Genomic DNA, 26,212 nt, shown 5'->3' with positions numbered 1-26,212 from the left:
CAGTGCCTCAGTATTTATCTTAGTTGGTTTTGGGGTAGCGAGTATTGGGGGTGCTTGGTTAGGGAGAATTTTGCAAACAATCCCCATTGCCGCGATCGCAGTTTAGAACTAAAAAATATACAACCTCTTTGGTAAGCAGGGGGAGAAAGAATTTTCGGATTGCCGCACAAACGACTGATATCACCAGTGATTAGGGGGAGATTACATAACATCTTTAAGCATATTTAAAAAAATCTGAATTTTTAATACATATTACGATGTAATAGTTGAATTTCTAAATTTTGGGGGAATTATAACGATGAGATAAATTTCCTACATACTTTTAGTTGATACTATGACACTGGCGGCAAGCAGCTACGCGAATCTATTCCCCGAAATTCCTGGCTATGAAATAGTTGAGCAATTATATGTGGGTTCTCGGACGATTGTTTATCAAGCAGTGGAAGAATTAAGCCAGCGTCAGGTTGTCATCAAATTATTGCAACAAGATTATCCTAGTTTCAGCGAATTGTTACGTTTTCGTAATCAATATACTATTGCCAAAAATTTGCATATTTCTGGTGTGATTCGTCCCGATCGCCTGATAGCATATCGCAATAGCTATGCCCTAGTAATGGAAGATTTTGGTGGTGTGGCGCTATCAACATATAGCCACAGCCATCAGTTAACACTATTAGATATACTAGCGATCGCGCTGCAACTAGCCGATATTCTTCATGAGCTTTATCAGCATCGGGTAATTCATAAGGACATTAAACCCGCTAATATCCTAATTCATCCAGAATCGCAACAAGTCAAACTCATTGATTTTAGTATCGCTTCCCTATTACCGAAAGAAAACGAAGAAATCAAACACCCCAATGTATTGGAAGGCACATTAGGCTATATTGCACCAGAGCAAACCGGGCGGATGAATCGCGGCGTTGACTACCGTACAGACTTTTATAGTTTAGGTGTGACGTTGTTTGAATTGTTGACGGGAGAGTTACCTTTTACTAGTAACGATCCTTTAGAACTGGTGCATAGTCACATTGCCAAACCTGCACCCAGGGTAGATGAAATTAATTCAGAAATACCAGAAGCGATCGCGCAAATTGTCGCTAAATTAATGTGTAAAAATGCCGAAGATCGCTACCAAAGTGCTTTAGGCTTAAAATATGATTTGGAAATTTGCTTAGAACAGTTAAACCAAACAGGACATATTGAACAGTTTATCATTGGGCAACGGGATATTTGCGATCGCTTTTCTATCCCCGAAAAACTCTATGGAAGAGAAGCAGAAGTTCAGACACTATTAGATGCTTTTGCGCGAGTCAGCAACGGTACCTCAGAATTACTGCTAGTAGCTGGTTTCTCTGGAATTGGGAAGACGGCGGTTGTCAATGAAGTTCATAAACCAATCGTCCGGCAACGGGGTTATTTTATTAAAGGTAAATTTGACCAGTATAATCGTAATATCCCCTTCTCTGCCTTTGTCCAAGCCTTTCGGGATTTAATGGGACAGTTGCTTTCAGAATCGGATATCCAACTAAAAGCATGGCAAGCCAGTATTCTTGAGGCTTTGGGAGATAATGCCCAAGTAATTATTGATGTCATCCCGGAATTGGAATGTATTCTTGGCATACAACCACCTGTAGCAGAACTATCGGGTACGGCGGCGCAAAATCGGTTTAATTTGCTGTTCCAGAAATTTACTCAAGTTTTTACCACTCCCGAACATCCCTTAGTGATGTTTTTGGATGACTTGCAATGGGCAGATTCTGCATCCTTAAAATTGATGCAGTTGTTGATGAGTGAGAGAGAACAGGGGTATTTACTGCTGATTGGCGCTTATCGGGATAACGAAGTATTTCCCGGACATCCGTTAATGCTGACTTTAAACGAAGTCAGCAAAGTAAAAGCTACAATTAACAGAATTACTTTAGCATCTTTGAGTAGAACCAGCCTGAATCAGTTAGTGGCAGATATGCTCAAATGTGCTGAGGTATTGGCACAACCGCTAGCAGAATTAGTCTATCAAAAAACCCAAGGGAATCCCTTTTTTGCCACGCAATTTCTCAAAACTCTGCATCAAGAGCAATTTATTACCTTTAATATCCAAGCTGGACATTGGCAATGTAATATTACTCAGGTACGCGAGGCTGCATTAACCGATGATGTGGTAGAGTTCATGGCCAAGCAGTTGCAAAAATTACCTGATGAGACTCAAAATATTCTCAAACTGGCAGCCTGTATTGGTAATCAATTTGACTTGAATACTTTGGCGATTGTTTCAGAACAATTGCCGCAGCAGGTAGCAACTGACTTGTGGACAGGGTTACAGGAAGGATTCATTTTACCCATCAGTGAAACCTACAAGTTTTTTCAAGGGGATGGTTTAAATGATAACTACACTGATGGAATTACCGTTGCTTACAAATTCTTACACGATCGCGTCCAGCAAGCTGCTTATTCCCTGATTCCCCAACAAGAGAAACAGGTTGTACATCTTAGCATTGGTCGTCACTTATTAAACCATACATCTGCGGAACAATTAGAGGAGGAAATTTTTGATATCGTCAACCAATTGAATATTGGCTGTACGCTGATCAGTGATACCCTAGAGCAAGGAAGGCTGATAGAGCTGAATTTAAGAGCAGGACGAAAAGCGATCGCTACTACTGCCTATGATACTGCTACCTATTGCTTAAAATATGCCTGTAATTTGCTGCCGACTGATAGCTGGCAAACTCAGTATGATTTGGCATTAGCTTGCTATAGTAGCGCGGCTGAAGCTGCTTATCTGAATACAGATTTGGTGCAGATGGAAAATTTGGCGGAAATTGTCTTGCAACAAGCGCGGAATTTGTTGGATGCTGCCAAGGTGTATGAAATTAAAATCGATGCTTACACTAGCCAAGGTGAATTTAGCAAAGCTTTAACCACAGGTTTAAACTTTCTCCAATCTTTTGGGATTGAATTTCCCAGTCAGCCTGAGAAACAAGATTTTGCTGATTTTCTCCAGCAAACCCGACAGCAATTAGCAGGACGTTCAACAGATGAGCTGTTAAACTTACCTGTGATGACTTCGCCTCAATTCCAAGCACTGCTGCAAATCTTAGTTAAGATTAGCCCAACTACATACTTAGCATGTCCACCCCTGTATCCCTTGATTTGCTGTCAGCAGGTGCAGCTATCAGTCACCCACGGTAATATTCCCGCCTCCAGCTTTGGATATGTGGTTTACGGATTATTACTTTGTGCTGTCGTTGGTGATATCAAAACAGGTTATGAATTTGGTCAATTAGCTTTACAGTTATTAGATAAATTTAATAATCAGGAATATGCCGCTAAAGTTTTATACATGACCAATAAGTTTACTGTTCACTGGGTGAAAAATGCGGCGACAACTTTACAACCTTTACAAGAAGCCTATACCCTGGGACTAAAAGTTGGCGATCTTGCTTATGCTGGCTATTCTGGTTATACCTACGCCTTTCATGCTTATTTTGTCGGTAAAGAACTTACAGCTTTAGAAACAGAATGTCAGGCTTACAGCATAGGCTTGGCAAACATCAAACAACAAGCACTTTTAGGCTATTTGCATATTGTCCATCAAACCGTTGCCAATCTCTTAGGAAAATGTGAGAACCCAACCAAATTAGTAGGCACAATTTTTGATGAAGGGGTAACTTTAGCAAATCTGGAAAAAGCCAACGACAAAACGGGGTTATGGCATTTCCATATGTGCAAAGTAACTTTAACCTATTTATTTGAGTGCCATGACCAGACATTTTATCATTGCCAACAAGCAAAGCTAAATGCTGGCGGCGGTACTGGGATGCTAAATGTACCAACACTGTATTTTTATACAGCTTTAGCCTGTTTCACCCAGTTATCAGCAAATTCTCAGACAGATGAGTTATGGGCATTAATTGCGGATGCTAAAGAAAAGCTGCAAAATTGGGCTACCTATGCACCCATGAATTGTCAGCACCGATATGATTTGATTTGTGCTGAAGAACAGCGTGTTTTAGGACATCCACAGCAAGCAATAGATTTCTACGATCGCGCTATTTCTCAAGCTGAGGAAAATGGCTATATCCTAGAACAAGCGATCGCTAATGAACTTACTGCTAAATTCTACCTTGGTTGGGGCAAAGAAAAAATTGCTGCTGTCTATATGCAGGAAGCTTATTACTGCTATGCTCGTTGGGGAGCGAAAGCAAAAAGTAACGATCTAGAACATCGCTATCCTCATTTACTGCGTCCGATTCTGCAATCAGTTTCCCAACCCATGAAACTGTGGGAAAGCTTGACAAGCACAATTCCAGATATTTCCCTGAATACCTCAGAATCTAGCCTGGGTCATAGCACAAACATCAATAACGCTATTGATATTGCCACTATGATCAAAGCTTCTCAAAGCCTATCTGCTACTCTGCAACTCGATGATTTACTACATCAACTCACAAAAATTATTTTACAAAACTCCGGGGGCGATCGCTGTGCTTTAATCTGTCCTAATTCTGAGGGTGAATGGCAAGTTGTCGCTATAGCTACACCACAAACCACACAACTTTGTTCAGAACCACTCGATGCTAATCCCAATCTACCTGTAAAATTGATTCAGTATGTCAAGAACACGCAACAAATCGTAACAATTGACAATCTCAAAACTGATTTACCAATCATAGATGAATATCTTATTCGTCAACAACCAAAGAGTTTGTTATGCTTGCCAATTATTAGCCACGGACAATTAATTGGCATTGTATCCTTAAAAAATCGCTCAACTAGTGGAGTATTTACTAGCGATCGCATTTTCGTGCTTAACTTCCTCTGCACTCAGGCGGCGATTTCTCTAGAAAATGCCCGACTTTATCAAAAAGCACAAACCTACGCCCAAAAACTAGAACAATCACAATTGCAAATAGTCCAGAGTGAAAAAATGGCATCCTTGGGTAACTTAGTCGCCGGTGTCGCCCACGAAATCAACAATCCCATCGGCTTCTTGAATGGCAGTATTAATAATGCCCAAGAATATGTGCAGGATTTACTCGATTATATCGCCCTATATCAACAATATCATCCCGATGCCGCCGCACCCGTACAGAAAAAGGCTCAAGACATTGATTTAGAATATCTCAGCGAGGATTTACCAAAATTACTTAATTCGATGCAGGGTGCAAGCGATCGCATTCAGTCTATCAGCACCAGCCTCCGCACCTTTTCCCGTGCTGATACTGAGTATAAAGTCAGGGCTAACCTGCACGAAGGTATCAACAGCACAATACTGATTTTAAAATATCGCCTGAAAGCTAATGATTCCCGTCCCGCCATTCAAGTAATTACCGAATATGGTCAGTTACCAGAAATACAATGCTTTCCCGGACAATTAAATCAGGTATTTATGAATATCCTGGCTAATGCCATTGATATGTTCGATGAGATAGCAAAAACTCAATCATATCAAGAAATAGCCGCCCATCCGCAAAAAATCGCGATTCGCACGGCAATGCTAGAAAATCAAGTTCTCATCTCGATTGCAGATAACGGCAAGGGGATGAGCGAAGATGTAAAAGCGAGAATCTTCGACCATTTATTTACCACTAAAGGCGTAGGTAAAGGTACAGGCTTAGGATTAGCGATCGCTCGTCAAATTGTGGTAGAAAAACATGGCGGTAGTTTAGAAGTACAATCTCAGTTAGGTAAAGGCAGCGAGTTCTGCATTCAACTACCAGTTATGTGAACGTTTAGGAATAGCAGGTTTTAGCAGATAGCGATCGCTCCTACAAATTAAAACCTGCTTAAATTAATACCAATTTAAAAAAAGAATGCGACAGATGCGTAGGTTGGGTTAAACGAAGTGAAACCCAACATATACAAGGCGTTGGGGTGTTGGGTTTCGTTGCTCAACCCAACCTACATTTGTAGCTAGTGCTGCATGGCGTAAATAACCATACCATTTTATAAATTCATTTTGATAATCTAGAGTAGTGCGAGCATCTTGCTCGCGTTTGTCAGCGAGCAAGATGCTCGCACTACAATGGTATGCTCATTTCCGCCGACCTGTACTAGCTTATAGCAATCCTAAATCATTGGTGAAATTTGCTAATTCTCCGTTTTTCTCTAATCCTTGGCGTACTTGGCGTCTTCTCTGCGAGACGCTACGCGTTGGCGGAAGCCTCTCGCAGAGAAGGCGGTGCATCAAAAAAAATATTTTCACAACTCAGATAGGATTGCTATATTGACCATTGACCATTGACCATTGACCATTGACTATTGACTATTGACCATTGACCATTGACCATTGACTATTGACTATTTTGACGACAATCATCAAGCAGTGCGTTTAACTCCGCAATTACTTTCCAAGGATTTCGACCTTTTAAAAAAGCCGCAATCGCTGCTTCATAAGGGTTTCTACCAGTTTTTCTCACTGCTGAGATTGCTGCTTGATTGGAAAATCCTCGTCCCCTAACTAACCAAGCAGCTAAAACATGTCCCGTGCGTCCAATTCCCCCAGCACAGTGAACTACTACCTTTTCATTTTGCTGATTTGCTAGTAGTAGAAAAGGTAAAATTTTCTCTTGTAAAGTTTCCCGACTGACTAATTGAAAATCTTCAATTGGTGCCCAACATACCCTTTCACTACCAAATTTATCTTGATATATTCCGAGCAAATCTGAATATTTATTTAGTTGCACAGGAGCAAGTAAACAGCAAATATGTTGAATATTTTGGCTTTGCATAAATTCGAGCCATTGCTGAATCTGCACATCACTATATCCAGGTTTTGCAGCACCAAATACAATTTTTTCCTGTTCGCAAGCAGCCGCAAATTTATACATATTTTTAGAAGTTGTGAGAGGTAATATTAAATTTAATGCTGATGAAAATATTTTGCTGAGTTAAAATCAACCCTCAGATTAGAATCGCGATAATTATACATAACCAATAAATCCTCACTTCGCTGCTTAACCACCTGGGAATGAATTACCAGGCTCATAGCGAAAGTAGGGGCGGGTTAAGCGAGATAGTCGTGAATTATTGGAGCATATCTGTGAACCCGCCCCTACTAATACCCATTTCTAACGCAAAAATTTATATCTAGGAAGAGTTTATTAATTAAAATTTGCTCCTTTCCTTTAGGACTTACGCATACTCTACGAATTCTTCTCCCAAGGGGAGACGCTGCGCGTTGGCGGAAGCCTCTCGCAGAGAAGGCGTTCTTGGCGTCTTGGCGGTTCAATAAATTAAGCTTTTTGGCAATTTTTGCGTAAGTCCTATCCTTTACAGCATTGATATTAGTTACATACCCCAGTCCACTTGAGTGGACTTACGCTATTAGCCCTACAGTTCACTGTAGGGCGGTACATCTATCAACACGATATTGTGAAATTTAAAATCCATCATAAAATTTTATAAATGCTGTAAAATCAAATGATTGCGTTCAGTTAACCTAGCTAGCCAGTTAGGTTCTACAACAATTGTGCTAATTTTCTCCACAATAATCGCCGGGCCATTAATAATATCTTTAGGCTGTAAATCTTCCCGGCGATAAACTGGTGTATCATGCCATTCATCGCCTGCAAACATCTTCACTATCTCCACAGATTGCGGATGTTCATCCAAAGCGCGATCGCAAATAATTAAAGATTCATCTGGTGTATCCATTTTCTGAATTAATTCTACAGAAACAGACTCAACAATTAAGGGTTTCTCTAATTGCACAAACCCATAACGCGATTTATGCTCGCTCTCAAATTTCGCCTGCATTATCGCTACATCTGTATCAAAATCAATTGTCAATATTGAGTTAGTTCCTTGATATTTTAAATTAACTTTTTGCACTACTTCATCATGTCCAACATCTCCCTCGCTGAGTTCATTTCTCGCCTGAATCAGCAAACTCTGCATTAACTGTTGTAATTGAAGAATTAATGCAGCCGTTAAAGGTTGTTCTACTCCTTTTTCTCTAATAGCGCGGACATCAGCTAATCCCATTCCATAAGCTGATAAAACCCCCGCATAAGGATGGAGAAAAATCTGCTTCATTCCTAAAGTCTCAGCAATTAAACAAGCAACTTGTGCGCCAGCACCACCAAAACAACAAAGTACATATCGGCTGACATCATAACCTCTTTGCAAGCTAATTTTTTTAATCGCATTCGCCATATTCTCGACTGCGATCGCTATAAATCCAGCTGCTACCTGTTCTGGTGTACGATGGTTACCTGTAGCTGTGGCAATTTCTTGAGCTAATTGGCTAAATTTCTCCACCACAATCTCTTGATCGAGAGGTAAATTCCCCGCAACGCCAAACACCGCAGGAAAATATTGCGGGTGAATTTTACCTAACATTACATTAGCATCAGTTACCGCTAATGTCCCGCCACGGCGATAACAAGCGGGGCCGGGATTTGAACCCGCCGATTCCGGGCCGACGCGATAACTAGAACCATCAAAAAATAAAATTGAACCGCCCCCAGCCGCGATAGTATTAATTGCTAATACAGGAACTCGCATTCTCGCACCAGCAATTTCTGAATCTAATTGGCGTTCATACTCTCCTTGAAAATGAGCAACATCTGTACTAGTTCCACCCATATCAAAGGTAATAACTAAGTCAAAACCCGCCCTTTTACTCGTTTGTACCGCACCAACAATTCCCCCAGCCGGGCCGCTTAAAATACTATCTTTACCTTGAAATTTCTCCGCCGCAACTAAACCACCGTCAGATTTCATAAACATTAATTGCACCCCAGGTAACTGACTCGCTACTTGGTTGACATAGCGGCGCAAAATCGGCGTTAAATAAGCATCAACAACGGTTGTATCGCCTCGACTGACCAGTTTCATTAACGGACTAACTTCATGGGATACTGAGATTTGGCTAAATCCTACCGCTTGGGCGAGTTGCTGAACTTGTTGTTCGTGGTGCGGATAGCGATCGCTATGCATGAAAACAATTGCACAACTGCGTATCCCTATGCTGTACAATCTTTCTAAGTCTTGTTTTACCTGAGCAATATTAACTGGAATTAATTCCTGACCCTCAGCATCATAGCGTTCCTCCACCTCAATCGCCTGTTCGTAAAGCATTGTGGGTAAAATAATCTGACGCGCAAAGATATCTGGACGGTTTTGATAACCAATGCGCAACGCATCTTTAAAACCTTTGGTAATTAACAGTGCAACTCTATCGCCTTTTCTTTCTAAGAGCGCATTTGTCGCCACTGTTGTTCCCATCTTCACTACTTCTATTGCCGCACTGGGGATAGGTTCATCCCTCGCCAAACCGATAATATCCCGCATCCCTTGGATAGCTGCATCTTGATATTGTTCTGGATTTTCCGAAAGTAACTTGTAGACTATAATCCATTCTCTTTGAGGAAGGGGCACAATTAAAAAACGTTCTCTTTGCCTGGATAATCTTTCCACAATCCCCTGATTGTTAGTTACAGCAACAATATCTGTAAATGTCCCACCGCGGTCAGCAAAAATTTTTAACATTTGATTGTTTTCTAAATTACAGCTATTTTCAGGTAAATAGACCACTCTGTAGGGAACACCGACCATTGGTGTCAACTTAACGTGAAACCCCCTTGGTTGCAAGGTTTTGCCCCCAGCCCCTCTCCCTCTCTGAGAGGGGAGCAAGAGATTCAATTCCCCTTCTCCCCCAGGGAGAAGGGGTTAGGGGATGAGGGCGAGGGTTTTTGTACAATGCCCGCCCTATATAGCTTTTAGCTTAAGTTGACACCAATGGGCACCGACAATCTTTTGGTACATACAATAATTTTACTGTTGCCGTGCCCCTACGACAGATGTGGTTTAAATAGGTGAAAACTGCTGTAACAGTAGAATAGCAATAGTTAGTTTTTCAACAAGCCTTAGCAAATTTAAAATTTCTTGAATTTCTCAAACTCCCCGAACAACTGAACCATGAGCAAACCTTAATCAAAAATCTGTCTTCTAATAACATTTTCTTAACCAAGAGCCTCGTATTATAAATTCATTCAAATCGCCCACCCAAGTTGCCTTAATCTTTGTGCTAGTCATTCCTAGCCTGACCTAGCCCAAACACCTAAGCATAAAATTTTCGTGCTGTCAAGTTGCATGAGACATATACTTTTCATAGTAGGATAGCGATCGCTTGCCATAGACCTAGCTCCAAATTTAAAAAACCAATGCTTCGTTGACAATTAACGCTATGTAGCAACTAGCTTGATATATGCTAGACGAGATCGGCTAACCCTACGGAAATAGCCGATGTATTTGCCTGCTTAATGAAATCTATATATATTTGCTGACGATAATCGAGTTAATTCATAAAATCTATATAAACTTACTATCTAGGAAGTGTTATAAATCTCAAAGATAACTGTAATATTTCAGATATTGCAGTTGATAAACTCAGATCCACATTCAGTGAAATCAAGTAATAATAGAGTTATCAAAACTTGGTTCATTAATTTGAGGGTCATCTATTGGTAGGAGGGTAATTAAGAGTCAGTCAAATAAAACTGACGCCATAAACTAAACCTTGACAGCCTAAATCAAAACACACTGTTTAAAATTTTCTTGTCAATCGCACATATAGATTAACAAGAGAGATTTTTATTAAATTTATCATGCGCTCGATAGGTGTACCTAATTTGGAAAAATCACTTTCAGGCTAGAAGTTGCCAATGTTCGCACAAAGACTAAAAGCGGCTTCCCATGTCTTAGACTGACTAATCAGACTATAAATGATTTTCCTGAGACTTACGCGGTTGGATAATTTTTTTGCATCGCAGAATTGATTCGCTATATAGCTCTCAGCCAATGAAGATACACCGGATAAAGCTGCTAAATACATATCCACATCCCTGCTCTCATCCAATTTACTTATTAAGAGCGGCTGTAACTAACTTATTGTAAGTATGCATAAGTGAATAGTTTCAGGAATATATATTTGTCTTTATTCTCTAACTACATCTGTATAGTAAGAACATCACGATTATTAATAATTTTTACTATATATAAAATGCGATCGCAATAATTATTGCGACTATTTTCGTCCATAAAAATTATTACATTCTCCGCATTTTAGCGGTCAATACAGAATAACAAATGTCAGATTTATTTGATTATAAAATTTTTGTAAAATTACAGATCAAAATCCACCAACAACGAAAAACTTTTTGTATAAAAATTTAAATCAGCTAAAAGGCTTTAGCCATGAACATCACAGTACATTACCAAAGCTTAAGCGCTTTATAAGCATGAATTATTCACTCTATAGATTCAATTTAGCGGCTCAAAGATTTAGCAATATCTTTTGTAGAAAACTGCTAAATTTACGCAACGGAAACACAATCTTCATATTTATTCTCAATTCTATCGGTTTAAATACTAGTGGTAATCTCATTCAATTTTGGGATGTTACAGCTGCCGGATTAGATGCAACTAACAGCATTGATGGTTTCGCTGTAGGCTAAAATCCTCAAAACACAAGAAAGCTAGGAAAAGATCAGGCTACTAAGACAATGGGGTGTTACAGGGTTAATGAATCATCAAACTGACGATAAATTGATAACGGGTGCATTTGTCATCACAGCCAGCGATGATGATGGCTTGATTCACCAACCTCATTGTCAAGATTTCATTGACTCAGCCCACAACAAAAAATTTTTTTTATTCACAAAAGGTCAAGGTGTATCACCTACAAGCATAAGAGTCAACATCAGAACTACTGGGTTGCTCTATTTTGATGGTGCTGAAGTAGGTCTCAAAAATGCTCACAGCAAAGATATTAACGGTGTAGGAATGACATTCATGGAAGTATTTACCTAACTATATTTAGAGCTTTCAACGTTTGCGATCTGATGGAGGAGGTGATGACATTTTCAAACTTAGCCCTAGCTTATTAGTTATCAACACAAGCGATAACTACAGTTCATTTGAGACGGCTCCGCTATTGGATGTTCCAGGATCGTGATGGCTGGTTTTTCTAGCTAATTAGTTGTTCCTGGCTACTGTGAAAACTTTTACTGACGTATTGACAGCGATCGCCATTGTTCTACAACCCAGAGATAAAAAGCATCATTATGGCTACTACTAAATTCTCCCCGACTCAAACTTTACTGAATCCCGCGCCTAATAGCACCCTATTTGCCAATGCAGTAGCTATTTCCGGGACTCATACCTTAGTTTCCTCAGTTGGAGGTGAGGAAGGTGAATCTGGTAATGCTAAAGTCTATCTGTTTGACACCCTTACAGGGAAGACATTACAGACTTATCTCAACCCCTCTGCCAAGAGTGGTGATATGTATGGTAATTCCATAGATATCTCTGAGAAAACTGTACTGATCGGTGCCCCTCGTCATAACGATAAAGGAGAGGTTTATCTTTATGACAAGCTATCAGGGCAACTTTTACAAACTTTCTCCAAACCCAATGCTTCAGGAGGTGACTACTTTGGCTACTCAGTAGCAATGTCTGGCAACTACGTGCTAATTGGTACACCATACGACGATCGGGGAGAATCCAACAGTGGCAGAGCATACTTGTATAACGCCACTACTGGAGAACTTTTACGCACCTTCGACAACCCCACACCTAAGGGTGGAGACTTGTTTGCCTTCTCGGTGGCGATATCTGGTGACACTGTAGTTATCGGTGCTTTCTTAGATGATACAGGTGCAGCTGATACAGGCAGTGTTTATGTATTTAATGCCAAAACTGGAGAACTAGTACATACCATTCTCAATCCCCAAGCTGAAGAGGCTGACCTATTTGGTAGTGCTGTAGCTATTTATGGTGACAAAATCGTCGTTGGCGCTCGCGCTGACGATTTAGGTGCTGTTGACGCTGGTTCAGCTTATCTGTTTGATGCTGTCACAGGGAAATTGTTACAAACCTTTGCTAACCCCACCCCAGAGTCAGGTGACAAGTTTGGGGTTTCCGTCTCCATCGCCGATAACAAAGTCTTGATTGGTGCGAGTGGTGATAACACTGGTGCAGATAACAGTGGCTCTGCCTACTTGTTTGATGCCATAACAGGCAATTTATTAGAAACCTTGACCAACCCTGATATTGGCAATGGTGACCTCTTTGCTAATTCTGTCGATATTCAAGACGGTGATGCACTGGTAATTGGTGCTATTGGCCATGACGGCATTAAACCTAACATTGGTGCAGCTTACGTATTTGAGACAGCTAACCACAAATACTATGTCAGCGCTAATGAAAATGGCACTATCAATGGCATCTCTTACTCAGATGAAGATATTTTGGTGTATGACAGCAAACAAGGAAGCTGGTCAGTCTTCTTTGACGGTTCCCAAGTTGGCTTAGATGGCAGAGGTGTGGATATTGATGCTTTCTCCGTTCAAGATGATGGCAGCATTTTAATCAGCCTTGACAAGAGTGGTGTTGTATTAGGCGATTTAATTGTGGATAATTCTGACATTATCCGCTTTAAACCAGCAACCCCTAGTGATAACAGCGCTGGAACCTACGAATTATTCCTCGATGGTTCCACAGTCGGGCTGGAAGATAGCGAAAGAGAAAACATTGATGCCATTACCTTTACAGCAAAAGGCGATTTAGTTATCAGCGTCAACGGTAACCTCAATGCAGGCGGGGTGATTGCCAAAGATGAGGATTTACTGAAATTAAATTCCATCAGTAAAACCTGGGAACTATATTTTGTTGGTGCGCAAATAGGACTGGATACTAACACCGATGAAGATGTGGATAGTGCCTGGATCGATGACTCAGGTGAAATTTTCCTCAGTACCAGAAGAAATGCAGTTCTTGGTATAGGTGATACCAGCCTCACCGGTAGCGGCAGTTCTATCTTTAAAGTCGCTCTCAACAGTGACAACACCATCAGTGGTATTAGTGCTTTTTGGGATGCCGCCAGTGCCGGTTTGCCCAGTGGCGTTGATGGCTTCCAGCTAGTTTCTTAGTGCAGTCTAGAAATTGGTAATTCGTAATTTTAAATTCGCGATTAATTCCAGATGTAATTATTTGAATCTGTTAGTCAAAAATCTGCCTAATATCAAATTACATAGGGGAAAAATCACGAATTATTAATTACGAATTATCTTTCTTTAACCCTCATCAAAATCTCAACTTCCCTTTATTACTCGCATTCAATGTATTCATCCACGTGCGTTAACCAAAAAACATAACGATAATAATTCCTCACTATTTGCATGTTTTCAAATAAGTAAAAAACCTGTATTAGTGACTATTTTTAGTAGATATCTACAAAATAGTAGATATTTCGGTTCATCACAATTAAAAGCCAATAAAGCAAAATTACTTAAAATCTAATTGAAAAATTATGGTTAATTTGACATTACGACGCACCATTGATACCTCAAGATTTTCGCCCGCTAGTCCCGATCCATCAGGTATCGCTTACAACCCATACACCAATCGGTTAGTGATTGTTGATGGCGAAGTTGAAGAGATGTTCATCTTTCAGGGATCTAACGTCTTTGAACTGGGTATCAATAGTACGCAAACAGCTTGGGATCGCCGATGGAGTACAACATCTTTTACTAATGAACCTACTGGTGTAGATATTTACTTTAATGCTAATAATCCAAACGATCCGTTGAACGGATGGATGCTGATTTCTGATGACGATAAACGGGAAATTTTTATTATTAATCCTGTAAATGGAATTTATGGCGATGCTGATGATAGACGAAACATCTTGTCTACGAGAGGTTTTGGTAGTGGCGATCCTGAAGGTATAGCTTGGGGCCCCAACGGAACGATTTTTGTGCTTGATGGGGTGAACGCAGAAGTATATCAGATAGACAGATTGTCGGGAGAAGTGATCGAACAATTTGATACAGCTCGTTTAGGAATCTTAGATCCGGAGGGTATCGATTATAATCCGCTAACTAACTCCATCTACATCATTGGTAACCCAATAAATACCATCGCCGAAATTAGCACAACGGGAACTTTAATTCGCAATTTGACTATTTCTGCACCAGGTCTACTCAAACCAGCAGGGTTAACAATTGCGCCTACTAGTAATGACCCCAATAGCTTAAGTATATATGTTGCCGATCGCGGCATTGATAATGACAGCAACCCCAATGAAAATGATGGTAAGATTTTCGAGTTTATCCTACCACCACCAGTCCAACCACCTACAGGCGCAGATTTAGAACTGACGCAAACAGTTAGTAACGCCACCCCCACCGGCGGTGAAAATGTTACCTTTACCCTGAGATTAAATAACAGAGGCCCGCAAAGCACCAACAACGTTACAGTTACAGACCAATTACCAACAGGATTAACTTTTGTATCTGCTACTGCTAGCCAGGGGAGTTACAACAGCAGTACTGGTGTTTGGACAGTGGGTACAGTTAACAGTGGTAGCAATTTGACCCTGAATCTAGTCGCTAGAGTCAACACTACACCAACTACTATCATTACCAATACCGCCCAGGTAACAGCCTCATCTGTGACTGATCCCGACTCTACACCGAACAATAACAACCCCAACGAAGATGATCAAGCCAGCGCCAATATTGGGCCGAATATCATCACCGTACAAAGTCGGATTACTGCTGGTAGTGATGATGCTGAACAAGGCGGAACCAGCGTTGATTTAAGCAGTTCGGATTTGGAGTTAGTGACTGATAGTAGTACTCAAACCGTTGGGTTACGCTTCAACACCATTAATATTCCTAAAGGGGTGACGATTACTAATGCTTATATTCAGTTTAAAGCTGATGAAACTTCAACTACTGCAACTAACCTGATAATTCACGGGGAAGCAGTTGATAATGCTGTGACATTTACCACAGCAAGCAACAATATTTCTAGCCGCAGCAGAACCGCAGCTTCTGTAGCCTGGAATCCGGCTAACTGGAGTACTGTAGGCGCAGCAGGTACTGACCAACGCACTAGTAATATTGCTGCGATTATTCAAGAAATTATCAATCGACCTGGTTGGACAAGTGGTAATTCCATAGCCACAATTATTACTGGTACTGGTAAACAGGTAGCGGAGTCATTTGAGGGCGATGCTGCAGGCGCACCACTGTTGCATATTGAATATATTAATCAACCACCAGCACCACTGGGTTCAATTGGCGATCGCATTTGGAGTGACGCTAATAGCAACGGCACCCAAGATAATGGTGAAAGCGGAATTACGGGTGTGAGAGTTAACCTACTCTCTGGTAATAGTGTGATTGCTACTCAGTTAACAGATACTAATGGTAGCTATTTATTTAATAATCTCCAAGCGGGCAGTTACACTGTACAGGTAGATACTACTACTCTACCCAGTGGAGCTACCTTAACTGCCGATCCTGATAGTGGTAACGATAACAGATCCTTAGTTACCCTAGTAGCAGGCCAGAATAACCTCACCCAGGATTTTGGTTATCGACTTCCCTTAGTTGGTTCAATTGGCGATCGCATTTGGAATGATGTTAATAGCAATGGCACCCAGGATAATGGTGAAAGCGGAATTACAGGTGTGAGAGTTAACCTACTCTCTGGTAATAGTGTGATTGCTACTCAGTTAACAGGTGCTAATGGTGGCTACTTATTTAACAATCTCCAGGCAGGCAGTTATACTGTACAAGTAGATACCAATACTCTACCCAATGGCACTATCCTCACTGCCGATCCTGATGGTGGTAACGATAACAGATCCCTAGTCACCCTAGTAGCAGGCCAGAATAACCTCACCCAGGACTTTGGTTATCGATTCCCAACAGCGCCAACAGCTATCCAAGTTAGAGTTGCAGCTGGTAGCGATGATGCTGAACAAAGTTCTTCTGGAAGCATGGATTTGACTAGCACGGATTTAGAACTAATTCGTGATGGTAGCAGAGATCAACTTGTAGGTTTACGTTTTGTTGGCGTGAATATTCCTCAAGCAGCAACAATCACTAATGCTTATATTCAATTTAAGGTTGATGAAAGAACTTCAGTAGCAACTAACCTGACGATTCGCGGACAAGATGCGGATAATGCTGGCACATTCACCACGACTAGAGGTGATATTTCTTCCCGTACCCTCACAGATGCTAATGCTGTCTGGAATTCTGTACCCACCTGGAATGTTGAGGGTGCAGCAGGTGTCGATCAACGTACTCCCAATCTGGCTGCGGTGATTCAAGAAATTGTCAATCGTCCTGGTTGGAGTAGCGGTAATGCGCTGGCGACAATTATTAGCGGTACTGGCCAACGGGTGGCGGAAGCCTTTGAGGGTGACCAACTCGGCGCGCCTTTACTCTATGTAGAGTTTATCGCCAATCAATAAATGAACTACCCCACCCTACAACGTTATCGGGTGGGGTTTCTACATCCCCACCAGTAGAGTAAAATTTTTGACGCTTCTTTTGACCCAGTTTCTTCATTTGACTTTAAGTCACAAGAGTTTGCAAACCTCCAACCTTTTGCAATAGCCAAGCATACCAACTATCTAAGCCTGCACCTGTAGTCGATGAAACCTGAAAAATCTCAATTTCTGGATTAACTTGGCGTGCATATTCTATGCATTTTTGTACGTCAAATTGCACGTAAGGTAGCAAATCAATTTTCGTGAGAATCATCACCTGACTAGCACGAAACATGTGAGGATATTTGATAGGCTTATCTTCGCCTTCTGTTACCGAAAGAATTACGACTTTCGCCTGTTCTCCCAAATCAAATAAAGCGGGACAAACTAAGTTACCCACATTCTCAATCATCACCACTGAATTTAATGGCGGGTTGAGTTGTTGTAAACCTCTTTCAATCATTGATGCATCTAAATGACAGCCTGTACCCGTGTTAATTTGCACAACTTTACAGCCTGTCTCTTGAATTTTTTTGGCATCATTTGTTGTTTCTTGATCGCCTTCAATGACACTAATAGATAATTTTGGCTGTAAATCGTGAATGGTGCGCGTTAATAATGTAGTTTTCCCCGAACCGGGAGAACTCATTAAATTTAAAGCCAGGATATTTCGCCCTTTAAACCAGCCGCGATTTTGGGCAGCAAGTAAATTATTTTTTGTTAAAATCTCTTGTTCTAAGGATATAGTTGTGCCATGCATTTTTGCATGAATTGCTGATGCTTCTGCGTGGGTATTATGACTGTGAGTGTGAGTAACTACAGTCCCATCAGGTAAGGTGTGAGTATGAGTATGCTCGTGATTATGGTGATGATGATGTTGTTGTTCAACTTCACCAGTCGCTAAATTCGTAACTTTGCTTTCTCCATCTTCAGAACAGCCGCAGGTTACACACATACTTCCTCGATTTCAATTTCTTTAATTTTCAGTTCTTCACCGGTGATTAAATCTAATTGCACGCTACCACATTGACAAACGCCAAAAGGTTTTTCTAAAGGTATTTTTGCACCACATTGACGACATTCTGCCAAACCAGGAATTTCTAAAATTTCTAATTTCGCTCCTGCTAAAACTGTACCTTGGGCGCAAATATCAAAACAAAAGCGAATAGCATCAGGCATAATAGCTGATAACTTGCCAATTTCTAATAATACTCGGCTGACTTTTTTACCATTGGCATGTTCTTGAACAATCGCTACAATATTTTGCGTAATTCCTAGTTCGTGCATAAGTTTTGATGAGAAGGCATAAGGAAGGAGGCTTTTAGATAAGTTCAGTTTTGGTTAGATGCTTCTCTTTTTTGAAATTATCTCCTGATTAAATATTAAAAATTAACAAATGCGTGGTAGTTGATCGCCAACTAACATATCAACAATTCTGTCAGCATTAAATACAGTTTTTAATAAAACTACCCCTGGCGGTGAAGCTGATACTTCCGCAATAATTGCGGAATCTTTTCCAGCAGGGTGAGATTTCATTGCCGATAAAACAGCCTCTGCATATTTTTTGGGTACTACGACTACTAACTTACCTTCATTCGCTAAATATAAAGGATCTAAACCTAAAATTTCACAAACTCCTTTCACTTCTTCCCTTACAGGTATAGATTTTTCATCAAGGCGAATTCCTACATTAGAACTGAGGGCAAATTCATTTAATACTGTCGCTAAACCACCCCTGGTAGCATCGCGCATTGCATGAACTTCTGGACAAACTTTAAGGATATTTGCGACTAAATCGTGCAATGGTTGACAGTCGCTTTCAATATCAGTATCTAAAGCTAATTCTCCCCTAGCAATTAAAATTGCTGCCCCATGATTGCCCAATTCACCATTAATAATTACCACATCTCCTGGTTGAACTTTTTGGGCAGAAATTTCAATTCCTTTAGGTATAACACCAATCCCAGCCGTGTTAATAAATAATTTATCCGCCGCACCTCGATGCACAACTTTGGTGTCACCAGTGACAATTTGAATATCGGCTTTTCTCGCAGCAGCTTGCATACTAGCAGCTACTCGGCGTAAGGTTTCTGTTGGTAATCCTTCTTCTAAAATTACACTACAGGTAAGATATAAAGGTTTAGCACCACTCACGGCTAAATCATTTACTGTACCGTTAACGGCTAATTCGCCAATATCGCTACCAGGAAAAAATAGCGGATCTACAACATAGGAATCTGTAGTAAAAGCTAGTCTATCTCCTTGTGACATGAGATGGGCTAAATTAAAACTAGCTTGGTCTTCTAATTGAGAAAGAATGGGATTATCAAAACTTTTAACAAATATCTCATCAATTAAATCGCGCATGGCTTTACCACCGCTACCATGTGCGAGAGTAATATGAGTATCTCGTACTTTACCTTGGCGACGGCGAACTTTTTCTAGCTTTTGAAATAATGGGTTTTGTTCTGAGGTATTTGGTGATAAATCCATTGATTGTTGACGGTTGACTGTTGACTGTTGACTGTTGACGGTTGACAACAGACGCGATTAATCGCGTCTCTAACAACTGACTATTGACTATTGACTATTGACTGTTGACTCTTTGAGAAAAAGTTGCGACCAGGTAACAAAAATTAACAGAGGAATAGCGCTAACTGATTCTAATAAAATTAAGGTGTTCATTTTTAATGATAGATGCCACATTGGGGTAATAATATATTGCCCTAAAGTTATTTGGCTCATAATAATATAGATATAAAGGCAGAAATATGCTGATAAAAATGCCCTTTTAATATATAGATAATAACCTGCTATACATAAAGGTGTCATAACTAGCCAAAGAGAATGTGTAATTTGGGGTGTAAATAAAGATGTTTCTGGATATTCATCAAAGAAAATAATATGATCGGTGTAATGCACAATGGAAACAAATATATTAATGGCTATTAAAACAAATAACCAAATTTGGCGCTGATTATAGGTTGTATGCATAGAGATTCCCCGCAATTTTATTTTGTGAAACAATTCTGGAATTAAGATTTACGCTATTTATGAAGTCTCTGCAAATAAAAAACTCTGCTCCCTAACTTATTGAATCTGTAAATTCAGGAATTTTAAATCCAAAATCCAAAATTTTAAATCTAAAATTCGCTGATTGATAAGGGCACAACATTGTTGTGCCCTTGATTTATCTACCTGATTCATCGTGTCTACCACGATGTCTATCACATAGTAACTCACCATTTACAGCCCAGCTTTCTCGTTCAAATTCATCAATATGAATGGTAATCCATTCGGGCTTGGTATCTAAAGCTGCAACTAAAGCATTAGTAATGGCTTCTACTAATCGCCGCTTTTTTTCAATGGAATGTCCTCTGGCAATTTTAACTGTAACAAATGGCATAAAATGTCTCCTCAAATATGTGGTTGAGATTAGCTATACCAAAGATGTACTACAGGATGGCAGAGGTTCTTGAGATAATGCTAGCTTTGGTTTTTCTGGCATTGTATTTTTGCCAATGGTAGAGAGTCTGCCATATTTATAATAGGCAGCGCAAGCACCTTCAGAAGATACCATACAAGTTCCGATTGGTGTTTCTGGAGTGCAAGCTGTACCAAATACTTTACATTGCCAAGGTTTTAAGACTCCCTTAAGAATTTCTCCACATTTACAAGCTTTATGATCGGCAACTTTTATGTTAGGAATGGTAAATTTTAATTCAGCATCAAATTGAGCGTATTCTGGGCGAATTTGTAACCCGGATTCAGGGATATCACCTAAACCGCGCCACTCAAATTTTTCTCGCGCCATGAAAACTTGATTGATAGCAGCTAGTGCAGTTTGATTTCCGGCTGGTTGCACTATGCGATTATATTGGTTCTCAACTTCGCAACGATTTTCTAATATTTGTTGCAATAACATCCAAATTGATTGGAGTATGTCTAAAGGTTCAAAGCCAGAAACAACAATTGGCTTATGATATTGTTGAGGAATAAATTGATAAGGGTCAGTACCAATTACCATGCTGACATGACCAGGCCCGACAAATCCATCTAGTTGTAAGTCAGGGTTATCTAGTAGTGCTTTTAAGGCGGGAATTACGAGAACGTGATTGCAAAACATACTAAAGTTAGATATGTTTTCCGCCGCAGCTTGAAGAATTGTCAAGGCGGTGCTGGGGGCTGTGGTTTCAAAACCAAGTCCAAAAAATACTATTTCTTTGTCGGGGTTGTCTTTGGCGATTTGCAAACTATCTAGGGGCGAGTACACCATGCGAATATCTGCCCCTGTCGCTCTGGCTTGCAATAAGCTAGTATGGGAACCAGGAACGCGCATGGCATCGCCAAAGGTGGTGAAGATGACGTTATCATGTTCACAGATAGCGATCGCATCATCTATTCTCCCCTTTGGCATGACACATACCGGACAACCAGGCCCGTGTATTAATTCAATGCGATTTGGTAAAATCTCTTCAATCCCATACTTAAATATAGAATGGGTATGCCCACCGCAAACCTCCATGATTTTGATGGGTTTTTCTAGCTGTTGACTTAATTTGGTAATTTCACGGCGTAAACCTTCAGCTTTTTCCGGTTCGCGGAATTCATCAACGTATTTCATATTGTGATGGTGTGAGGAAGGGTGTTTACAGAGGAAGCTTTTTATGAAAACGTTAAGGAAAATTTAGTCATTTCTTAGAGACGCGATGAATCGCGTCTGTACAATTGTCATTGGTCATTTGTGGCGTTGCTTATTGGTAGAATGATTTTTGTCTCATGCAGAGGAGGACACTTGCGTGGGCGGCTTTGCCGACTTGAGCAAAGTGTCCGTCGCGCAGAGGCGCAGAGAGTAAGAGTTTGAGAAATCAAAGTTTTAATTTTCATTTCTTCATTCAGCAACGTCTTCATTTGTCATTTGTTGTTTGTTATTGGTAAGGGTTGTGGTGGATTTGGTTGGTTGCAATTATGACTGACTAAATTAGATATAGGTTGCTATTTCCTCTAACATTTTTAATGTTTCTGCGGCTTCTTGTTCGTTAATGCGATTCATCGCAAAGCCTACATGTACTAATACCCAATCACCGATACAAGCTTCTGGGGGATGTTGTTCGTCTACTATACAAGCTATGTTGACTTGGCGCTTTACACCACCTACATTGACTATCGCTAGTTTGTTATTATTGTCTGTTATTTCGACAATTTGACCGGGAATTCCTAAACACATTGGTATTTTCCTTGTGGGAGAGGACGAACTACAGAGGCGCAGAAAATCTATCCAAAATATATAATTAAATAAGCGTGTTTTCTGTTAAATTATATGCGGCAAGAATGACCGCTTGTCCTAAAGATATACCTCCATCGTTGGGAGGAACTAAACTGTGAGTTAATACTTCTATTCCTAATGTTTGTAATCCCTGGGTGACTTGCTTCAATAAAAGAGTATTTTGAAATACGCCTCCTGTTAGGACTACTTGATGAATGAGATTTTCTTGAGATAGATGTTTAACCATTTCGATAATTGCTATGGCTAAACTTCTATGAAATTTGGCAGCAATTATCCCTGGAGATATTTGCTGCTGTAAATCTGTGAGTAAGGCAAGCCACATGGGGCTAGGGTCTATACAATAAATACTATCGAAAAAGGTAAAATTAAAAGGATAGTTTGGATTTTCTTCAGAATTATTTAAGTTATGACTCTCGGCTAATGCTTCCATTGCGATCGCAGTTTGTCCTTCATAGCTACAATCTTCTCTAAAAATGCCAATCGCCGCCGCTACTGCATCAAACAATCTCCCGGCTGAGGATGCTAAGGGAGAGTTGATATTTTGCTCTATAAGCTGATTGAGTAACTTTAGCGGCTTTTGCTTGAAAAAATTTAATATTTCTAAATCGCCATACTTTTGTGTTAAATTTTGCCAATCATCTGCGGCGATGAGGTGGGCGTAGGTATTTCGCCAAGGCTGATAAATTGCTTGTTCTCCCCCAATCATCGCCACTGGTTTAAATCTTGCTAGGCGCTTAAATTGGCGATAATCTGCTAATAAAAATTCTCCACCCCAAAATGTACCATCTTCGCCATAACCTAAGCCGTCTAAAGCAATACCTAAAACAGGCTGAGAATTGAGAGGAATCCCATTTTCTGCCATACAAGCAGCTATATGGGCGTGATGGTGTTGAATCGGATAAATTTTGATTTGGTTAGCGGCTGCTAATTCTTTACCCAGTTTGCTAGAAAGATATTCTGGATGTTTATCTATGGCGATAGATTGGGGTTGATGTTGAAATAAATTTAAGTATAAATTTAGAGTATCTTGATAAGTATTAAAAGTGGCAGCATTTTCTAAATCGCCTAAATGTTGGGAGAGAATCGCCTCGCCTTCTCTTAATAGGCAAAAGGTATTTTTTAACTCACTACCCATTGCTAAAATTGGCGGGATATTTTCAAATCCTGGTGGTAAATTAATTGGTGCTGGGGCATAGCCTCTAGCGCGGCGAATTGTTTGCACTTTATCGCTAACAACACGCACCACTGAATCATCTACGCGATTAACAATCTCGCGATTATGTAGGAGAAAATAATCAGCAATTTTTCCTAATCTTTCTCTAGCTTCGCCATTATCAATACATTGTGGTTCATCGGATAAATTACCGCTAGTTAACACAATTGGGCGATTCATCCGCTTGAGAATTAAATGATGTAAGGGCGTATAAGGTAACATAAAACCAAGGCTATTTTGCCCTGGTGCAACTGAAGGTGCAATTGCATACTTAGTTAATTTCTCATTCCCTAGCCTCTTCCTTTTCAACAAAACAATAGGCGCAGCCGGACTCGTGAGTAATTCTTTTTCTTGATCGCTAATTATGCAATATTCGGCAATGATATCTATATCTCTTGCCATTAAAGCTAAGGGTTTGTGATATCGCTGTTTACGCTGACGCAATTTTTGCACAGCAGCCTCTACAGTTGCGTCACAAGCTAAATGAATTCCCCCTAAACCTTTAATTGCAACTATCTCGCCTTTTTGTAATAAGGTACAAACTGCATCCACATCATCTAACATAGAGAACATAGAAGCGGTAATTGATTTACCATCAGCACGTTCTAACCAAGCTTGAGGCCCGCAATTATAGCAAGCTATAGGTTGGGCGTGAAAGCGGCGATTTTCTATGTCGTAGTATTCCTTCTCGCATTGGGGACACATGACAAATGCAGACATACTTGTATTGCTTCTGTCATAGGGAATGGCGCGAATAATACTTAATCTGGGGCCGCAATGGGTACAGTTGGTGAAGGGATAACGGAAAAAGCGGCTAAAGGGGTCAAAAATTTCCTGTTGACATTGGGGACAGATAGCAGCGTCGGGGGAAATTTCTGTTTTTACTGTACCACTGAGGCTATGCGCGATCGCAAAATCAGCAAATTCCCATTCATCTACACCAGGAGTTCTGATAATTTCCTGGATTTTCGCTAAAGGCGGACATTCTTGTTGTAATCTGTGGATAAATTCTTCTAAAGCTGCTTCGCTACCAACCGCGCGAATTAATATGCCTTCTCCATCATTACAAACATCGCCCCGCAAACCGCAAGCTTTAGCAATACGGTACACAGTCGGGCGAAATCCCACACCCTGAACTGTACCGCGAATTCTAATTTTTTCACTCACCATAATTAAACCGCCACAGCAAAATTCGGTTGTTTCCAGAATCAGCTATTACCGCAGTTTTGCCACAAATTTTTATGCCGTAACACCAATTTAAACTGTCTCTTGTAGGCAAGCCAAAATCGCGATTTTCACCTTTATTTTGAAAATTTGTTTGTCCGGTAACTGCATCTGCCGCCACACCTTGCAGTGATAAAATTGACTCTGGTTTCTTCCATCCTAGCAAGCGCGAATTAGCTGTATCGGCAACTATTAACCAATCACCAGCCACATCTACACCATAAGGCATACTTAAACTAGCAGCAGAAGGAAAATAAACACCTCGATTTAACTCGGTAAATTCAAAATTTTTCTGTCCTAATACCACTGCACAAGGGGCGTTATTTTCTGTTGGTATCCCTTGCCAAATCATCACCCGATTATTACCAGCATCAGCGACAACTAAATTGTCACCCCAAAAGGTAATATCGTGACACCAGCGCATACTAGAAGGGGTGGGAGAACCGCCGCCATTTTCATTCCGGGATACCATATCTGGTTGTCCCAAAACTAAATCGGCTGGTTGTCCAATTTCTGTTGGTAATTGCTGCCAAATTAACAGCCGCCGATTACCTGTATCCGCCACAAATAGCCGTCCTTGGTGATAGCAAATACCATAAGGCCAATGCATTGTATTAGCTGCGGCTACTTGAGTGCCGCGATTTGGTTCGTTATCAGTAAAATTAGCTTGTCCTAATACCAAATCGGCAGGAACATGACTATCTTCTGGTAATTTATGCCAAATTAATACACGATGATTCCAAGCATCTGCAACAGCTAATCCTGCACCACAAGCACAAATTCCTGTAGGTACGCTAAAAGTTGCTTTTCCTGGCGTACCTTTAGCATTTTGTCCCTCATGATAAAAGTCTGGTTGTCCAATTACCCAATCAGCACTTTGATTATCTTTAGTAGGTAAATTTCGCCATCCTAATAAGCGATGATGTCCTGTATCTGCTACCCATAATGGCCCTGTTTCTGATAATAAACAAGCACCACGAGGGCCAAACATATTTTTGGAATTAGGCGCTAATGGAATCGCTAATTGTCCCGGTTCAAGAATATCACCTAAAATTACCTCGGCACCTGTTGAATCAAAGGGTAATTTTGGAGCAATTTCTGTTGATTCTGGCGGTAATGAAGATGAGGAATTCAGTCTGATGGATTTGTGCATTAACCGCTTAGGGATGTGAATCTAATTCGTAATTCT

17 protein-coding genes are annotated in these 26,212 nt (G+C 40.4%); 5 read left to right on the top strand and 12 right to left on the bottom strand.

Annotated elements, in window-relative coordinates:
- Positions 1-334 precede the first annotated feature (334 nt).
- On the top strand, positions 335-5,731 hold the full coding sequence (locus AACW45_RS18645; protein WP_190628361.1) for an ATP-binding sensor histidine kinase: 5,397 nt from the start codon (positions 335-337) through the stop codon (positions 5,729-5,731).
- 108 nt (positions 5,732-5,839) lie between these two features.
- Here the strand turns inward: AACW45_RS18645 and AACW45_RS18640 are convergent, their stop codons facing one another.
- The 3 genes from AACW45_RS18640 to AACW45_RS18630 form a co-directional block, all read right to left on the bottom strand.
- Positions 5,840-6,013: a hypothetical protein gene (locus AACW45_RS18640; RefSeq protein WP_190628776.1), complete on the bottom strand. Its 174-nt coding sequence runs from the start codon at positions 6,011-6,013 to the stop codon at positions 5,840-5,842.
- A gap of 283 nt (positions 6,014-6,296) precedes the next feature.
- Positions 6,297-6,833: a protein-tyrosine phosphatase family protein gene (locus AACW45_RS18635; protein ID WP_190628359.1), complete on the bottom strand. Its 537-nt coding sequence runs from the start codon at positions 6,831-6,833 to the stop codon at positions 6,297-6,299.
- Positions 6,834-7,404: 571 nt separating this feature from the next.
- The gene (locus AACW45_RS18630) at positions 7,405-9,498 is read right to left on the bottom strand and encodes a hydantoinase/oxoprolinase family protein (RefSeq protein WP_190628357.1); all 2,094 of its coding nucleotides are present in this window, start codon (positions 9,496-9,498) and stop codon (positions 7,405-7,407) included.
- Between the two features lie 1,751 nt (positions 9,499-11,249).
- Here AACW45_RS18630 and AACW45_RS18625 point away from each other — a divergent pair.
- The 4 genes from AACW45_RS18625 (at position 11,250) to AACW45_RS18610 (ending at position 17,281) form a co-directional block, all read left to right on the top strand.
- Positions 11,250-11,465, top strand: a complete 216-nt coding sequence (locus tag AACW45_RS18625; RefSeq protein ID WP_190628355.1) for a hypothetical protein — start codon at positions 11,250-11,252, stop codon at positions 11,463-11,465.
- Positions 11,466-11,532: 67 nt separating this feature from the next.
- A complete protein-coding gene (locus tag AACW45_RS18620) occupies positions 11,533-11,820 on the top strand; it encodes a hypothetical protein (protein WP_190628353.1) in 288 nt (95 codons plus the stop codon).
- A gap of 254 nt (positions 11,821-12,074) precedes the next feature.
- On the top strand, positions 12,075-13,940 hold the full coding sequence (locus tag AACW45_RS18615; RefSeq protein WP_190628351.1) for a WD40 repeat domain-containing protein: 1,866 nt from the start codon (positions 12,075-12,077) through the stop codon (positions 13,938-13,940).
- Positions 13,941-14,320: 380 nt separating this feature from the next.
- Complete coding sequence (locus AACW45_RS18610; protein WP_190628349.1) at positions 14,321-17,281, top strand: SdrD B-like domain-containing protein; 2,961 nt, start codon at positions 14,321-14,323, stop codon at positions 17,279-17,281.
- Between the two features lie 103 nt (positions 17,282-17,384).
- Here AACW45_RS18610 and hypB read toward each other — a convergent pair whose 3' ends face one another.
- The 9 genes from hypB to AACW45_RS18565 form a co-directional block, all read right to left on the bottom strand.
- Positions 17,385-18,254, bottom strand: a complete 870-nt coding sequence (hypB, locus tag AACW45_RS18605) for a hydrogenase nickel incorporation protein HypB (RefSeq protein ID WP_190628347.1) — start codon at positions 18,252-18,254, stop codon at positions 17,385-17,387.
- Positions 18,245-18,586 carry a hydrogenase maturation nickel metallochaperone HypA gene (hypA, locus tag AACW45_RS18600; protein ID WP_190628345.1) on the bottom strand — a complete coding sequence of 114 codons (342 nt, stop codon included), beginning with the start codon at positions 18,584-18,586 and terminating at the stop codon, positions 18,245-18,247. Before hypA ends, hypB begins: the two co-directional genes overlap by 10 nt.
- A gap of 102 nt (positions 18,587-18,688) precedes the next feature.
- Positions 18,689-19,792 carry a hydrogenase expression/formation protein HypE gene (gene hypE / locus AACW45_RS18595; RefSeq protein ID WP_190628742.1) on the bottom strand — a complete coding sequence of 368 codons (1,104 nt, stop codon included), beginning with the start codon at positions 19,790-19,792 and terminating at the stop codon, positions 18,689-18,691.
- A gap of 87 nt (positions 19,793-19,879) precedes the next feature.
- Positions 19,880-20,293, bottom strand: a complete 414-nt coding sequence (locus tag AACW45_RS18590; protein WP_190628343.1) for a hypothetical protein — start codon at positions 20,291-20,293, stop codon at positions 19,880-19,882.
- A gap of 196 nt (positions 20,294-20,489) precedes the next feature.
- Positions 20,490-20,705 (bottom strand): tautomerase family protein, encoded by a 216-nt coding sequence (locus AACW45_RS18585; protein WP_096594867.1) that lies wholly within the window; start codon positions 20,703-20,705, stop codon positions 20,490-20,492.
- Positions 20,706-20,738: 33 nt separating this feature from the next.
- The gene (gene hypD, locus AACW45_RS18580; protein WP_190628340.1) at positions 20,739-21,923 is read right to left on the bottom strand and encodes a hydrogenase formation protein HypD; all 1,185 of its coding nucleotides are present in this window, start codon (positions 21,921-21,923) and stop codon (positions 20,739-20,741) included.
- A gap of 357 nt (positions 21,924-22,280) precedes the next feature.
- Positions 22,281-22,526 carry a HypC/HybG/HupF family hydrogenase formation chaperone gene (locus AACW45_RS18575; RefSeq protein ID WP_190549382.1) on the bottom strand — a complete coding sequence of 82 codons (246 nt, stop codon included), beginning with the start codon at positions 22,524-22,526 and terminating at the stop codon, positions 22,281-22,283.
- 64 nt (positions 22,527-22,590) lie between these two features.
- Complete coding sequence (gene hypF / locus AACW45_RS18570) at positions 22,591-24,969, bottom strand: carbamoyltransferase HypF (RefSeq protein ID WP_190628338.1); 2,379 nt, start codon at positions 24,967-24,969, stop codon at positions 22,591-22,593.
- Positions 24,959-26,176, bottom strand: coding sequence for a hypothetical protein (locus AACW45_RS18565; protein ID WP_190628336.1), 1,218 nt, complete (start codon positions 26,174-26,176; stop codon positions 24,959-24,961). Before AACW45_RS18565 ends, hypF begins: the two co-directional genes overlap by 11 nt.
- Positions 26,177-26,212: the final 36 nt, after the last annotated feature.

This window comes from Calothrix sp. FACHB-168, from assembly GCF_963889195.1.
Classification (GTDB): domain Bacteria; phylum Cyanobacteriota; class Cyanobacteriia; order Cyanobacteriales; family Nostocaceae; genus Aulosira; species Aulosira anomala_A.
The sequence above is the reverse complement of the archived record's forward strand: the minus strand, read 5'-3'. Positions and strand labels throughout refer to the sequence as shown.

Coding starts and splice junctions, on each gene's coding strand:
- AACW45_RS18645 (WP_190628361.1), top strand. CDS start 335: ATGACACTGGCGGCAAGCAGCTACGCGAATCTATTCCCCGAAATTCCT.
- AACW45_RS18635 (WP_190628359.1), bottom strand. CDS start 6,833: ATGTATAAATTTGCGGCTGCTTGCGAACAGGAAAAAATTGTATTTGGT.
- AACW45_RS18630 (WP_190628357.1), bottom strand. CDS start 9,498: ATGTTAAAAATTTTTGCTGACCGCGGTGGGACATTTACAGATATTGTT.
- AACW45_RS18625 (WP_190628355.1), top strand. CDS start 11,250: ATGAATTATTCACTCTATAGATTCAATTTAGCGGCTCAAAGATTTAGC.
- AACW45_RS18620 (WP_190628353.1), top strand. CDS start 11,533: ATGAATCATCAAACTGACGATAAATTGATAACGGGTGCATTTGTCATC.
- AACW45_RS18615 (WP_190628351.1), top strand. CDS start 12,075: ATGGCTACTACTAAATTCTCCCCGACTCAAACTTTACTGAATCCCGCG.
- AACW45_RS18610 (WP_190628349.1), top strand. CDS start 14,321: ATGGTTAATTTGACATTACGACGCACCATTGATACCTCAAGATTTTCG.
- hypB (WP_190628347.1), bottom strand. CDS start 18,254: ATGTGTGTAACCTGCGGCTGTTCTGAAGATGGAGAAAGCAAAGTTACG.
- hypA (WP_190628345.1), bottom strand. CDS start 18,586: ATGCACGAACTAGGAATTACGCAAAATATTGTAGCGATTGTTCAAGAA.
- hypE (WP_190628742.1), bottom strand. CDS start 19,792: ATGGATTTATCACCAAATACCTCAGAACAAAACCCATTATTTCAAAAG.
- AACW45_RS18590 (WP_190628343.1), bottom strand. CDS start 20,293: ATGCATACAACCTATAATCAGCGCCAAATTTGGTTATTTGTTTTAATA.
- AACW45_RS18585 (WP_096594867.1), bottom strand. CDS start 20,705: ATGCCATTTGTTACAGTTAAAATTGCCAGAGGACATTCCATTGAAAAA.
- hypD (WP_190628340.1), bottom strand. CDS start 21,923: ATGAAATACGTTGATGAATTCCGCGAACCGGAAAAAGCTGAAGGTTTA.
- AACW45_RS18575 (WP_190549382.1), bottom strand. CDS start 22,526: ATGTGTTTAGGAATTCCCGGTCAAATTGTCGAAATAACAGACAATAAT.
- hypF (WP_190628338.1), bottom strand. CDS start 24,969: ATGGTGAGTGAAAAAATTAGAATTCGCGGTACAGTTCAGGGTGTGGGA.
- AACW45_RS18565 (WP_190628336.1), bottom strand. CDS start 26,176: ATGCACAAATCCATCAGACTGAATTCCTCATCTTCATTACCGCCAGAA.